The 13,868-nt window shown below is 47.1% G+C and carries 12 protein-coding genes; 4 read left to right on the top strand and 8 right to left on the bottom strand.

Translation table 11 applies throughout. The annotated features are described in order from the left end of the window. Nucleotides 1–2: 2 nt before the first annotated feature. A complete protein-coding gene (gene iolB / locus G4O42_RS19125) occupies nt 3–818 on the bottom strand; it encodes a 5-deoxy-glucuronate isomerase (protein ID WP_032875521.1) in 816 nt (271 codons plus the stop codon). Nucleotides 819–891: 73 nt separating this feature from the next. Beyond that, the gene (iolA, locus tag G4O42_RS19130; RefSeq protein ID WP_032875519.1) at nt 892–2,355 is read right to left on the bottom strand and encodes a methylmalonate-semialdehyde dehydrogenase; all 1,464 of its coding nucleotides are present in this window, start codon (nt 2,353–2,355) and stop codon (nt 892–894) included. 445 nt (nt 2,356–2,800) lie between these two features. Between iolA and G4O42_RS19135 the strand changes: the two genes are divergently transcribed. The 3 genes from G4O42_RS19135 (at nt 2,801) to G4O42_RS19145 (ending at nt 6,079) form a co-directional block, all read left to right on the top strand. Then, nucleotides 2,801–3,556: a DeoR/GlpR family DNA-binding transcription regulator gene (locus G4O42_RS19135; protein WP_007614879.1), complete on the top strand. Its 756-nt coding sequence runs from the start codon at nt 2,801–2,803 to the stop codon at nt 3,554–3,556. Between the two features lie 77 nt (nt 3,557–3,633). After that, nucleotides 3,634–4,566: an aldo/keto reductase gene (locus G4O42_RS19140; protein ID WP_032875516.1), complete on the top strand. Its 933-nt coding sequence runs from the start codon at nt 3,634–3,636 to the stop codon at nt 4,564–4,566. 124 nt (nt 4,567–4,690) lie between these two features. After that, nucleotides 4,691–6,079 (top strand): sugar porter family MFS transporter, encoded by a 1,389-nt coding sequence (locus tag G4O42_RS19145; RefSeq protein WP_032869301.1) that lies wholly within the window; start codon nt 4,691–4,693, stop codon nt 6,077–6,079. A gap of 42 nt (nt 6,080–6,121) precedes the next feature. Here the strand turns inward: G4O42_RS19145 and htpG are convergent, their stop codons facing one another. Continuing rightward, on the bottom strand, nt 6,122–8,002 hold the full coding sequence (gene htpG, locus G4O42_RS19150; RefSeq protein WP_032875513.1) for a molecular chaperone HtpG: 1,881 nt from the start codon (nt 8,000–8,002) through the stop codon (nt 6,122–6,124). Between the two features lie 171 nt (nt 8,003–8,173). Continuing rightward, on the bottom strand, nt 8,174–8,422 hold the full coding sequence (locus G4O42_RS20050) for a hypothetical protein (protein WP_032875510.1): 249 nt from the start codon (nt 8,420–8,422) through the stop codon (nt 8,174–8,176). Nucleotides 8,423–8,549: 127 nt separating this feature from the next. Here G4O42_RS20050 and G4O42_RS19160 point away from each other — a divergent pair, with 127 nt between their 5' ends. Then, the gene (locus tag G4O42_RS19160) at nt 8,550–9,371 is read left to right on the top strand and encodes an SDR family oxidoreductase (RefSeq protein WP_032875507.1); all 822 of its coding nucleotides are present in this window, start codon (nt 8,550–8,552) and stop codon (nt 9,369–9,371) included. 56 nt (nt 9,372–9,427) lie between these two features. Here G4O42_RS19160 and G4O42_RS19165 read toward each other — a convergent pair whose 3' ends face one another. The 4 genes from G4O42_RS19165 to G4O42_RS19180 all read right to left on the bottom strand — a co-directional run bounded on the left by G4O42_RS19165 (nt 9,428) and on the right by G4O42_RS19180 (nt 13,728). Next, nucleotides 9,428–10,027, bottom strand: coding sequence for a response regulator transcription factor (locus G4O42_RS19165; RefSeq protein WP_032875505.1), 600 nt, complete (start codon nt 10,025–10,027; stop codon nt 9,428–9,430). Continuing rightward, nucleotides 10,024–11,160: a sensor histidine kinase gene (locus G4O42_RS19170; protein WP_032875502.1), complete on the bottom strand. Its 1,137-nt coding sequence runs from the start codon at nt 11,158–11,160 to the stop codon at nt 10,024–10,026. The genes G4O42_RS19165 and G4O42_RS19170 overlap by 4 nt, the downstream gene beginning before the upstream one ends. A gap of 118 nt (nt 11,161–11,278) precedes the next feature. After that, complete coding sequence (desA, locus tag G4O42_RS19175) at nt 11,279–12,328, bottom strand: Delta(5) desaturase DesA (protein WP_032875498.1); 1,050 nt, start codon at nt 12,326–12,328, stop codon at nt 11,279–11,281. Nucleotides 12,329–12,570: 242 nt separating this feature from the next. Further along, nucleotides 12,571–13,728: a TetR/AcrR family transcriptional regulator gene (locus G4O42_RS19180; protein WP_032875496.1), complete on the bottom strand. Its 1,158-nt coding sequence runs from the start codon at nt 13,726–13,728 to the stop codon at nt 12,571–12,573. Between the last annotated feature and the right edge of the window lie 140 nt (nt 13,729–13,868).

Below are 13,868 nucleotides of genomic sequence, written 5' to 3' on the forward strand. Positions count from 1 at the left end.
GGTTAGCGTTTCAGGATCCATTCATGGGCCGGATCATTATGAAACTTCCATTTTCGTGTCGGTCCCGCCATTACATTCAGGTAGTAAGAGGTATACCCGTCCGGAACACCAACCGGGTGATAGCCCGCCGGGACGATGACAACGTTTTCATTTTCTGCGGTCATCGTCTCGTCAATCGAGCGGTCGTCCGTGTACACACGCTGGAAGACAAACCCCTGCGGCGGGTCCGTTTCATGGTAATAGGTTTCTTCTAAAAAGGATTCAGCCGGCAGATTGTCTTGGTCATGTTTATGAGGCGGGTAGCTCGACCAGTTGCCGCTGTCCGTGTAAACTTCAACAACGAGAAGGCTGTTTGCCGATGGATCTGAATCGGGGAGAATATTATGAACGGTTCGTTTGTTTGCCAGCTTGCCGCGATGTTCCACACCGTTGTCTTCCGCTTTAATCAGCTTTGTCGGAAGCTGGCGTTCGGACGGAGAATAGCACAGCGCGACCCTCGCCCCGCTGACCGCTGTGATTCCAAAAGAGCGGTCATTGGACACATAAACGCTGTCCGTCGGTTTTCTTTCAAATACGCTTTCACGGGTGCCGATGCTTTCAAATGTCTGATCATAATCAGTGACGGTGATTTTTCCCGTTACCGCAACGATGCAGCACTCCGTCTTTTTCAAATCTTCTGTATATGCGGAACCGGGAGTGAGGTCAACGACTTTAAATCCGACGTATTTGAGGTCTGAATTGGCTGAAGTGACGTCATGTATGATGTTCACGCCTTGAGAAATCTCATCGGCCTGCGGTTTGCGCAGCAAATGACTCATGTTTATTCCTCCTTAATTGATGGTAAAAGAAAACCCGGACGGAATCACAAAGCCGTCCGGGCCGGCTGTCAGATCAATTGAAGTCAGGAGACGGGTATCGTGCCGTCACGACTTTTTTACGTGTATAGAAGTCGACGCTGTCTTTTCCGTTTGCGTGCAATGTGCCGAAGAAAGAAGACTTCCAGCCAGAGAACGGGAAGAATGCCATCGGCGCCGGGACGCCAAGGTTGATGCCGAGCATTCCCGCATCAATATTTTCACGGAAGTAGCGGATCGCGTTCGCATTTGAAGTGAACAGACACGCGCCGTTCGCAAATTCAGACTGGTTGGCGATGTCCACCGCTTCTTTTAAGTTTTTCACGCGGATGACCGACAGAACGGGCGCAAAGATTTCATCTTTCCAGATCGTCATATCCGTCGTCACGTTGTCAAAAATTGTCGGTCCGACGAAATAGCCGTCTTCCGTTGCGTTTTCACGCCCGTCACAAAGAAGTCTCGCTCCTTCTTCGATGCCTTTTTCAATATAGCTGTGCGTCCGTTTTTTGTTGTCCTCGCGGATGACCGGGCCTAAGAACACGCCGTCATCCAGTCCGTTTCCGATCTTGATGTCTGCGACCTTTTCCTGTAATTTCGCCATAAACTCATCGGCGATTCCCTCTTCAACCGTCACAACCGCGCATGCCATGCAGCGCTCTCCTGCCGAACCGAATGCCGCGCCGATAATGTTTGTCACCGTATCTTCAAGGTGGGCGTCATTTAACACGATCGTATGGTTTTTCGCGCCCGTTAACGCCTGCACGCGTTTCAAATGTTCGCTGCCTTTTTTGAAAACATACTCGCCGACAGGTTTTGAACCGACGAATGAGATGGCTTTAATCTCCGGATGTTCAAGAACGCCGTTTACGACGTCATGCGCGCCGTGCACGACATTGAAGACGCCCTTCGGCAGACCGGCCTGTTCAAACAGCTCTGCCAGTTTTTCCGTTAACAGCGGCGTGCGCTCAGACGGCTTCAGAATGAAAGTGTTTCCTAATGAAATCGCCATCGGGAACATCCAGCACGGGACCATCATCGGGAAGTTGAACGGTGCGATACCGCCGACCACCCCGATCGGATAGCGGTAGTTCGCCGCCTCTACATCCGTCGCGATGGAGGCGAGTGAATCGCCCATCATGAGTGACGGCGCTCCCGCTGCGAATTCGACGTTTTCAATTCCGCGTCCCACTTCACCGAGTGCTTCCGTCGTGTTTTTACCGTTTTCCAAAGTGATCAGACGGGCAAGCTCTTCTTTGTTCTGCTGGAGAAGCTGCTGATAGTTAAATAGAATTCTCGCACGGCGCGGCACTGCCGTCTTTGACCATGTTTGAAACGCCTCTGACGCTGAGCGGACGGCGTATTCCACATCCTCCCGCGTAGAAATCGGAACCTGGCACATCACTTCTTTTGTAGCCGGATTGACAACGTCTTCATATTGATCTGTCTTACTTTCAACCCATTCACCATTGATGTAGTTTTTCAGTTTTCTGATCTCTGCCATTCTCATTGCCTCCTTAAATAGTAAGCATCCTGTTCAACTGGGTAATAACGGATGAATATATTCATCTTTTACATATAAAAGACATGAATTAAACGCTTACAAATGCTAAAATGATGGTGACTCCCAATCTTTCCATGTAAAAGTTGATCATGTGACGGAAAAAAGCAAACGGTTACATCTTTCACTTTTGATTTTATAGGTTATATTTTGGTCATTTCTTGGTTACATTGTAAGCCCAACAAACCTTCAAGTCAATCTAAAAAATCAAAATTTTTTCATTATTTTTATCATGCTTTTTTTGAACGGGAAAACAGGAACTTGGAGAACCGTGTCGAATCGTACGGTGTGAACCCTCTTTTTTATCATTTGTTAAGTAACTATTGATTAACTTCTGGTGTTTATTATATATTTTAATTACTTTAAGAATTCTAGAAGGAGTTTTTTTATGAAACTGATGCGGATTCAGGAGATGGAAGAATACATTCTCAAACACGGAGCCACTTCGCTGGATGAGCTGTGCGAGGTATTCAACGTCTCTAAAAACACGGTCAGACGCGATATTAATAAGCTTGCGGAAAAAGGGGTTATCAAAAAGGTATACGGCGGCGTGACGTCAGCCGAAAAATCTGTGCTCGTCCCTTTTGAAAACCGCACCATTCAACATCAGGATGAAAAAATCAAAATCGCCCGCTATGCGTCACGATTTATCGAGGATCATGATCTTGTGTTTATTGATTCCGGCACGACGACCAAATCGATGCTGGAGACGCTTGATCCCGATAAGAATGTAACGGTTTTGACGAACAGCCTTGATATTATTAACGCGGCTTCATCCATGAAAAATATCGACCTGATCATCATCGGCAATAACTACAAACGGAAGACAAGGTCGTTTGTCGGCATTGATGATCCGAGCACACTCAATAAATACAACATTAACAAGGCGTTCATGTCCGCTACCGGGACAACGATCACCCACGGCCTGACGAATTCCGACTTACTGGAATACGAGGTGAAAAAGAGAATTTCCGAAAAGGCGAACGAAGTGTATCTGCTCGCGGATCATTCCAAATTCGGCAAATCCACGCTTTTGACATACGCGCCTTTCGACCGGCTTCACAGCATCGTCACTTCTCAGCAGCTCGATGAGGAATATACGAAGTATTGCCAAGAGCATCAAATCGACATTCACTTGGCATAGCGTTATAGTTAATAGAGAACGCTGCCGTATTTTTCCGGCAGTCGCTATGATATCCAATTTTTTCAGGGGGCGAAAACATGAGCAAAGTAACAATCGGCAAAACTGACCTACAGGTATTTCCGATCGGTTTGGGAACAAATGCGGTCGGCGGACACAATCTCTATCCGAATCTGAATGAAGAAACAGGAAAAGAATTGGTCCGGGAAGCGATTAAAAGCGGCGTTACCATGTTAGATACCGCCTATATTTACGGTGTGGGCCGTTCTGAAGAATTAATCGGCGAGGTGCTGAAAGACTTTAACCGCGAGGATGTCTTCATCGCCACAAAAGCCGCTCACAGAAAAGAAGGCGATGACTTTGTTTTCGACAACTCACCGGCCTTTTTGAAACAATCGGTCGAAGACAGCCTGAAACGCCTGCAGACTGATTACATTGATTTATTCTACATCCATTTCCCGGATGAGCACACGCCGAAGGACGAAGCCGTTCAAGCATTGAATGAGCTGAAAAAAGAAGGAAAAATCCGTTCCATCGGCGTATCCAATTTCTCATTGGAGCAGCTGAAAGAAGCCAATAAAGACGGCTTAGTCGACGTGATTCAAGGAGAATACAACCTGCTGAACCGTGAGGCGGAAAAGACTTTCTTCCCTTATACGACAGAACACGGCATCTCATTCATTCCGTACTTCCCGCTCGTATCCGGACTGCTGGCCGGCAAATACGACGAGAACACAACCTTCCCTGAAGGCGACCTGCGCAATGACCAGGCGCATTTCCAAGGGGAGCAGTTTAAAGAAAACATCAAAAAAGTCAACCAGCTCAAACCAATTGCCGAAAAGCACAATGCCGATACGGCGCATATCGTGCTTGCCTGGTACTTGGCGAGACCTGAAATCGATATCCTGATTCCGGGCGCCAAACGTGCGGATCAATTAAAAGACAACATGAAAGCAGCCTCCATTACGCTATCTGCTGAAGAAATCGCGTTTATCGACAAGCTGTTTTCCTAAGAAAGAAAAAAAAACACGCCTTTTAAAAGGGGCGTGTTTTTTATGTTTATATTTTTCTCTTCGGGGAATGAAATAGTTATCTAAATAAACTATTATGCGTTCCAAAAGATGAGGAGGATCATCTGTGAAGAAAAACACCAAAAAATACCTGATTTACTTTTTCGGAGCATTAGGCGGGCTGCTTTACGGCTATGACACCGGTGTGATTTCAGGGGCTTTGTTATTTATTAACAATGATATTCCTTTAAACACGCTGACCGAAGGATTGGTCGTCAGCATGCTGCTGCTCGGTGCGATTTTCGGGTCCGCCTTAAGCGGGACATGCTCTGACCGATGGGGCCGGAGAAAAGTGGTTTTCGTCCTTTCACTCATTTTTATTATCGGCGCGCTTGCGTGTGCGGCTTCGCAAACCGTCACCATGCTGATTATCTCCCGTGTCATTCTCGGGTTAGCCGTCGGCGGCTCAACGGCGCTGGTTCCCGTTTATCTATCTGAGATGGCGCCGACAAAAATACGCGGAACGCTCGGCACATTGAATAACTTAATGATTGTAACCGGAATTTTACTCGCATATATTGTGAATTACATATTCACCCCGTTTGAAGCTTGGCGCTGGATGGTCGGTCTCGCCGCAGTACCGGCGGCGCTTTTATTAATCGGAATCGCGTTTATGCCGGAATCTCCGAGATGGCTCGTCAAACGCGGCCGTGAGAAGGAAGCCAGACAAGTCATGGAAATGACTCACGACAAAGAGGATATCGCCGTTGAATTGGCGGAAATGAAACAAGGTGAAGCCGAGAAAAAAGAATCTACACTCGGCTTGCTGAAAGCCAAATGGATCCGCCCTATGCTGCTGATCGGGATCGGCCTCGCCATCTTCCAGCAGGCGGTCGGTATCAACACGGTGATTTACTATGCGCCGACCATCTTTACAAAGGCCGGACTCGGCACTTCGGCGTCCGTTCTCGGCACGATGGGCATCGGTGTCTTAAACGTCATCATGTGTATCACCGCCATGATCTTAATTGACCGGATCGGCCGGAAAAAACTGCTGATGTGGGGAAGTGTCGGCATTACCTTGAGCCTGGCGTCACTATCAGCCATTCTCCTTCTGGCCGGCCTGTCAGCTTCAACGGCATGGCTGACCGTGCTGTTTCTCGGCATCTATATCGTTTTCTATCAGGCGACATGGGGTCCCGTTGTGTGGGTCCTGATGCCGGAGCTGTTCCCGTCAAACGCACGCGGAGCCGCAACAGGATTTACGACATTGATTCTGTCGGCAACCAACCTGATCGTTTCACTGGTATTCCCGCTTATGCTGAGCGCCATGGGCATCGGCTGGGTATTCGGAATATTCTCAGTCATTTGCCTCTCATCCTTCTTCTTCGCCGCTTACATCGTTCCTGAAACGAAGGGCAGAAGTTTAGAAGAAATCGAAACGCACTTGAAAAAACGGTTCTCCTTAAAGAAGCGCAGCAAACAAAATCAAATTCTTAAACAGCGCACACTGTAATAAAAAAAGGAATCGCCCCCGCCGGGCGATTCCTTTTTAGCGTCATACCATGACTTTGCAGATGTCATTCGTAAACTCGACCGGATCATGGATCGGCAGCCCTTCAATCAGAAGCGCCTGATTGTAGAGAAGGTTTGTGTATAATGCAATCTTTTCCCGATCTTGTCCGTGAGCGTTCTTTAACGTCTCAAACACTTCGTGATTCGGGTTGATTTCCAGCACTTTTTCCGCTTTGACCTGCTGGCTGTCAGGCATGGCGTTCAACACTTTTTCCATTTCGATCGTCACTTCGCCGTCTGTCGCAAAGCAGACCGGATGGGATTTTAAACGTTTCGATGCTCTGACGTTCTTTACTTTATCCGCAAGAATCTCTTTCATGCTTTCGAACAGGTCTTTATATTCGTTCTCTTCGGCTTCAGTCTGCTTTTCATCTTCGTCACTGTCGATGCCTAAGTCGGCGCTGGATACGGATTTGAACTCTTTTTCCTCATAGCTTGTCAGCATTTTGATCGCGAATTCATCAATATCTTCCGTGAAATATAAAATCTCGTAGCCTTTGTCCGCCACCATTTCAGTTTGCGGCAGCTTTTCAATCCGCTCATATGAATCGCCGGACGCGTAATAGATATATTTTTGATCCTCAGGCATTCTGGACACATATTCGTCCAGAGTGACGAGCTTTTTCTCCTTAGATGAATAGAAGAGAAGCAGATCTTTTAATACGTCTTTATTCGCGCCGAAATCATTATAGACACCGAATTTCAGCTGTCTGCCGAAAGATTCATAGAAAGATTCGTATTTTTCCCTTTTGTTCTTCAGCAGGCTCTTCAGCTCGGCTTTGATTTTTTTATTGATGTTTTTCGCAATCAGCTTCAGCTGGCGGTCGTGCTGCAGCATCTCTCTGGAAATGTTCAGCGACAGATCCTCAGAATCCACCATGCCTTTTACAAAGCTGAAATGATCCGGCAGCAGGTCGGCGCATTTGTTCATGATCAGCACGCCGTTGGAATACAGCTCCAATCCTTTTTCGAATTCCTTCGTATAATAGTCAAACGGCATGTTTTCCGGAATAAACAAAATCGAATTGTAGCGCACCGCTCCATCGACGCTGATATGCACATGGGTCAGCGGTTTATCAAAACCGTAATGCTTCTCGGCGTAAAAAGCCTCGTAATCCTCATCCGTCAGCTCGCTTTTGTTTTTTCTCCAGATCGGCACCATGCTGTTGACCGTCTGTTCTTCCTGAACTTCTTCAAATTCGTTCTCGCTGCCCTCTTTCGGCTTGTTGACCGTCTCTTCCATTTTGATCGGGTAGCGGATAAAATCAGAGTACTTTTTCACGATCGCTTTGATGCGGTAGTTTTCTAAAAACTCATCATAGCTTTCATCTTCTGTGTTTTCTTTTATTTTCAAGGTGATTTCCGTACCGACGGTTTCCTTGTCACACGGCGCGATCGTGTAGCCGGCAGCCCCTTCCGACTCCCACACATACGCCTCGTCACTGCCGAGCGCTTTACTTTTCACCGTGACTTTATCAGCCACCATAAACGCCGCATAAAATCCGACGCCGAACTGGCCGATAATGTCATGGCCGTCTTTCGAGTCATTTTCTTGCTTGAAAGCGAGTGAACCGCTTTTCGCAATCGTGCCGAGATGCTGTTCAAGCTCGTCTTTTGTCATCCCGATACCGGTGTCTGTGACGGTGAGCGTTCTCGCTTCTTTGTCCGCCGTCACTTTTATGTAGTAATTGTCTTGATCAAACGTTAATGAATCATCGGTTAACGCCTTGTAATAGATTTTGTCAATCGCATCGCTCGCGTTGGAAATTAACTCGCGGAGAAAAATTTCCTTCTGCGTGTAAATGGAGTTAATCATCATGTCCAGCAATCGCTTGGATTCTGCTTTAAACTTTTTTTTCCGCACTTCAGATCTCTCCTTTAATTATGCTTTGATGTTATGTAAAATCTTTTCAGCATCTATTTATCATATACAGTGACAATTGTCAACTAGCATTAGCAGATGCATATATTGTAAATTTAACATGTTAATGGATTCATTTCACCCATTTTATTAATAAAAAAGAGAGAATGTTGATCATCCTCTCTTCTCTGCTTCTTTCCGGCGGCCGAATTCCTTCTTCATCCATATGTATGACGGGTAGAAAAACAAACTAAATAAGATAAGAGATCCCAAGTTTCGCAAAGACTCATGCAGAACATTTCTTACAGTGAGAGGAAATGTGATGTCCTGAAATAGAATAGAGATAACGGTGTAAATCACAAATCCCATAGGAACAATGGCATAACAATAAAACGCTATCTCCTTCTTATGCTGTATCTTCAAAATATGTAAACCTCCCAATGATATATATACATAATATTAACATATTTAATAGGTATTTAGAAATAGACCTCCATATGTTTATCCCCCTATTCAGCGGGAACAGATATAAAAAAGGAGGAATCGCAATATGGGAAGATTAACAGACAAAACCGCAATCATCACAGGGGCCGCGACAGGCATCGGACAAGCGACGGCACGGGTTTTCGCCGATGAAGGCGCCCGCGTGATCTGCGGTGACATCAATGAAAGCGAACTGAACGAAACCGTCAGCGCCATCAGAAAAAACGGCGGAGAAGCAGAAGCCTTTCACCTTGATGTATCAGACGAAGAAAACGTAAAGTCTTTTGCGGACAGCATTCAGCAAAAGTACGGAGCAATTGATATTCTGTTTAACAATGCCGGTGTTGACCAAGAGGGCGGAAAAGTCCATGAATACCCGGTCGACCTGTTTGACCGGATCATCGCCGTCGATCTGCGCGGCACATTTCTGTGCAGCAAATACCTGATTCCGCTCATGCTCGAAAAAGGAGGCTCCATCATCAACACCTCCTCCATGTCCGGCCGGGCCGCAGACCTTGACCGCTCCGGCTATAACGCCGCAAAAGGCGGAATCACGAACCTGACGAGAGCGATGGCCATTGATTACGCCAGAAGCGGAATCCGCGTCAATTCCTTATCGCCGGGGACGATTGAAACGCCGCTCATTGATAAATTGGCAGGCACGACAGAAGACGAAATGGGCGAAGCGTTCCGTGAAGCCAACAAATGGATCACGCCGCTCGGCCGGCTCGGAAAACCGGAAGAAATGGCAGCCGTCGCGCTCTTCCTCGCTTCAGACGACAGCTCTTACGTCACGGGAGAAGACATCACCGCAGACGGCGGCATCATGGCATACACTTGGCCGGGGAAAATGCTGATTGATAAGAAGTGGAAGGAAGAGACGGAGTGACGGTGAAAAAGAAACAAGCCAGTGCAAAAACACTGGCTGAACAAGCTGAGGGCGGGTTACTTAAACCAGCCCTTTTCCTTTGATCGGGTAATGGCTTCAATTCGATTTTTCACTTCTAATTTATCAAGGATCATCGAAACGTAATTGCGGACTGTGCCGCTTTTAATGCTGAGGGCGTTTGCGATTTCTTTCGTGTTTTTTCCGTCTGCCACAAGCTCGAGCACCTCTTTTTCCCGTTCGGTCAGCGGGTTCTCTTCACTATAGATGTCCTCCATTAATTCAGGTGCGTAGACGCGTCTTCCTTTCATGACGCTGCGGATGGCGCTGACGAGCTCATCGCTCGGGCTGTCCTTGAGCATGTACCCGCTGACGCCTGCTTTTAGCGCCCGCTGAAAATAGCCGGAGCGGGCAAAGGTCGTCAAAATGATGATTTTCACACCGCTGTCCTTGAGTTCTTCTGCCGCTTCAAGGCCTGATTTCCCGGGCATTTCGATATCCATCAGACAAATGTCGGGCGCATGTTTTCCCACGAAATCGATGGCATCCTGGCCGCTTGTGCCTTGGCCGACAACCGTCATATCCTCTTCTAAATTCAACAGTGAACCGAGTGCGCCGAGCAGCATTTGCTGATCCTCGGCAATGAAGATGTTGATCATCTGCTACCATCCTTTTCTTTTGATTTTGAATCATTCGGGATTCTCATGGTCAGCTTTGTTCCGGCGGCTGTATCGACGGCTAAACTGCCGTTTGCGAATTCAAGACGTTCCCTCATTCCAAGCAGGCCGTGCCCCTTTGAAAAAAAGCGGTCTTCTTTGCATTGAAAGCTGCCGTCATCTTCCACCGTAATGACAACCTCTTTCCAAAGCTGCTGAATGGTGATATGGCATACTTTGGCGCCGCTGTGCTTCACGACATTGGTGACGGCTTCTTTTATGCACATGCTGACGATGTTTTCGTTCAGCAGAGAGATATGTTTTGGCGCTTCTTTTTCTTCATACACAAATTCAATTCCTGCCGCTTCAAGAATTTGCCGAACATTGCCGAGCTCATCCTTCAATCGGATGCCTTTCATCGATGAGACGATTTTTCTGACCTCATTTAAGGAGGTGCGGGCCGTCTGCTGCACGCTTTTCAGCTCAGTGCGGGCCTGTTCAGGGTCCTTGTAAATCAGCTTTCGGGCGAGGTCGCTTTTCAGTCCGATTAAGGAGAGCTTTTGTCCAAGTGTATCGTGAAGATCCCGGGCGATGCGCTGCCTTTCTTCCAGCTTCACAAGATCGGCGATTCGCTCATTTGCATATTCTAATTTCTCTTCAAGGCGCTCCCGTGCCTTTCTGCTTCGAATGCTGAGCGGGAGCAGGATGGCACTGATCAGTGTAATGACGATAAACGGAATCTGTGTCAAAAACCACTCTTTTTTCAGAACAAGGCTGAAGTTGACGGCAACCGCCGCACTGATGATATGAATGTAATATAAGATGTAAAATGGAACTTTGTCTCGGATATGGCCGATGAAGTAGGCGATAAAGAAGGCGAAATAAATATAGCTGAACAGCATGGCTGAGCCGGTCGAAATGCCGATCAGAAGAAGCGCCCATAAGTAAAGCGGCCAGCCTTTTGCAACAAATGCGAAGCGGTATGCGCCAAAGAAAACAAGTGTGAAAATGATGCCGGCCACGATGACAAAGGTAGAAGAGCTTTTAAAAATAAAATAAAAAGGCAAGATGAAAAAAATCATCCATATATAAGGAGAAATCCCGTTCAGTTTTTGAAATTTAAAATACTTCTTCATCTTTGTTCCACCTTCTGCTGCTTGTGTCTACCATCACTTTATCAAAACACCGCCTTCATTGCATCCTCACGCATGAAGAGAAGGCTCTTTCTGATAAGAGAAAGAGCCGCGCGCCATATCAGGCATTTTTCTTTAAAGGTTCTTTCGGCACCGGATGGGGCGCCGGTTTTTTCCGCGCCTCCCGAAAGGTGACAAATTGCTTTTCGTCCTCATCCCACAAACGGAATTTCATGGATTCAAGACTTGTTTTAAGCGTAATGGTCGGTACGTTTTTTAAAGGCTCGTGCCCCTCATGAGCGGCTTCCAGCTTGTAGTTCGGCACTTTCGGGCTTAAGTGGTGGACATGATGGTAGCCGATATTGCCCGTCAGCCATTGCAAAAGCTTCGGAAGCTTGTAAAAGGAGCTTCCTTCTACCGCGGCCTGCACATAATCCCAATGCTCATCTGCTTCAAAATAAGAATCCTCAAACGTGTGCTGAACATAAAAGAGCCAGACGCCGATTGACCCCGAAATAAGGAAAATCGGACCCTGAACAAGCAAAAAGTTTTCCCAGCCGACAAGCAGGCACGTCGCAGCAGCCAATAAGACAATCGCCGCGTTCGTGAAATAGGTGTTCCAGCGCTCCTTGCGGCGGGCGCCTTTTACATTAAAACGGTTTTGAATCAGAAATACGTAAATCGGTCCGAGAATAAACATAATAAACGGATTGCGATAAATTCTGTAGCGTATTTTTGTCCAAGCTGAGGCTTCGTTGTATTCCTTGACAGTCATCATCCAAATATCGCCGGTGCCCCGTTTATCTAAGTTGCTGCTTGTCGCATGATGAATGGAGTGGCTGCGTTGCCATTGAAGGAACGGAAACAGTGTCAGCACACCTGAAATAAACCCGAACAGCCGGTTCAGCTTCTTTTGTTTGAAAAAGGATTGATGGCAGCAGTCGTGGAAAATAATAAAGATTCTTGTCAAAAATCCCGCTGCTATAACAGTAAAGGCGAGGGTCAGAAGATAGGAGACATCAAGGCTGAGGTAAGCAAGAAACCAAAGGGCAAAGAACGGCACAAACGTGTTGAAAAGCTGAATGACACTATGCTTTGTATCGGCGCCGGAAAATGCGGCAACCTGCTTTTTTAAAGACGCTTGTTTTTGAGTTGCGGCATGATTGATCATAAATGTCATGTCCCTTCTTTTTCATTATGATCCCAAGTATAACGGGGCGCCAGACGCTTTTGTAGTAGCAGCCATCATGCCCCGAATATGACATTTGTCATGTTTGGCGGCAGAATGCTGATCAGGCGTCATAAGGTTTCTTTTTTATAAGGGATAAAGCCGGACACTTCATATCGGCACTTCTCAAAGAAAACAGCAAAAAAGAACCCGCCTGTTTTCGGCTGAGTTCTTTTTCATCATCCTCACAGCAAAATCACCCGATACTTCTTCACATCCAAAAACTGCAGAAACTCCCGGGCCAGCATGTCCGGCGCGTGGTCTTTTCCTTCATGAAGACGATATTGAATCAGACCGACGAGCATGGACGCGACATAATATGCATAGAGCTTTTTCCCCGCCTGAATGTGCAGGGGCTGATGAAGATAAAACGATTGCAGCGCTCTGAACATTTCCGGGATGACGTCAGGCACTCCGGAACCCTCTCTCAGAAAATGGACGAGCGGCATGCCGTCCGACAGTGCGGAAAAGAGACGGACGAGCGCGGCTTCCGCTTCTTCCATGGAACAGTCGGCAGGCTCTCCTTTTACGGTCAATAATCCGATCAGATCCCGGCATGATTGATGGATGATCGTTTTCAGCAATGCTTCTTTGTTGGCGTAATGGTCATAAAAAGTGGCACGGCGGAGGTTGCTTTGACGGGCAATATCGGAAATCGTAATCGCCGCGTACTCTTTTTTTTCCGCCATTAAGCCGATCATGGCTTCTTGCAAGGCCTGCCTCGTTCGGGTCACCCGGCGGTCGGCGGGCTTTTTTTCTTCTTGTTCCGGTACCCGGCGGCCGAACAGCCAGTAAAACCGTTTTTGAGAAATCAAATCCCACACCTGTCCGCTGATCGCTTCCGGGGATGCCCCGGGCTCCTCATTCAGCCAGTACAACACAATGGCATATGTGTATAACGCGCGGTAATGAATGTACATATCCTGTTCAGTCGGTGAGAAATCCGCATTGACCGGTGACAGCAGCACATCATGCCGGAACACATCTTTTAAAAAAGCATGAAAGTGAAAATACGGCATTTTATGACGGTCCATCATCGTTTGAAAAAACTCCCGATGCCGGTCAACAAAAGACAGGGTCGGATGCACTTTTTGCCATCCGCCATGTAAATGAAGAACATCTTTATTCTTCAGTGAATCATAAAGCGCTTCGCTCAGTCCGTCTTTCATTTCTTCTTCTATATCCTCTAAAATCGCATATTTATCCTCGTAATAAAGGTACAGTGTCCCCCGGCTCACGTGCGACCGTTCGGCGATGTCCTTCATGGTCACACGGCGGATATCCCGCTCTCCAAGCATGGCCAAAAGCGCTTGTTTGATGTCAGTTGTCACAGAATCCGGCATAAGAGACACTCCTTTCATTAGACAGATCACCGCAATTTGTACGGTAACGTATAGATGTGTTTACGCTGTCTTTGCCGCAAAAACACATCACATTATAATAGGCCCTGAAGAAACAAAAAAGCAACCAGAGGAGGAAGACC

Source organism: Bacillus sp. LUNF1 (assembly GCF_011008975.1).
In the GTDB taxonomy this organism is placed as follows: Bacteria; Bacillota; Bacilli; order Bacillales; family Bacillaceae; genus Bacillus; species Bacillus velezensis.

Bases quoted from the DNA above. Each gene is read 5' to 3' on its own strand.
- G4O42_RS19140 (WP_032875516.1), top strand. From the start codon at position 3,634: ATGAGCAAAGTAACAATCGGCAAAACTGACCTACAGGTATTTCCGATC.
- G4O42_RS19160 (WP_032875507.1), top strand. From the start codon at position 8,550: ATGGGAAGATTAACAGACAAAACCGCAATCATCACAGGGGCCGCGACA.
- iolA (WP_032875519.1), bottom strand. From the start codon at position 2,355: ATGGCAGAGATCAGAAAACTGAAAAACTACATCAATGGTGAATGGGTT.
- G4O42_RS19135 (WP_007614879.1), top strand. From the start codon at position 2,801: ATGAAACTGATGCGGATTCAGGAGATGGAAGAATACATTCTCAAACAC.
- iolB (WP_032875521.1), bottom strand. From the start codon at position 818: ATGAGTCATTTGCTGCGCAAACCGCAGGCCGATGAGATTTCTCAAGGC.
- G4O42_RS19170 (WP_032875502.1), bottom strand. From the start codon at position 11,160: ATGAAGAAGTATTTTAAATTTCAAAAACTGAACGGGATTTCTCCTTAT.
- G4O42_RS19165 (WP_032875505.1), bottom strand. From the start codon at position 10,027: ATGATCAACATCTTCATTGCCGAGGATCAGCAAATGCTGCTCGGCGCA.
- G4O42_RS19180 (WP_032875496.1), bottom strand. From the start codon at position 13,728: ATGCCGGATTCTGTGACAACTGACATCAAACAAGCGCTTTTGGCCATG.
- desA (WP_032875498.1), bottom strand. From the start codon at position 12,328: ATGATCAATCATGCCGCAACTCAAAAACAAGCGTCTTTAAAAAAGCAG.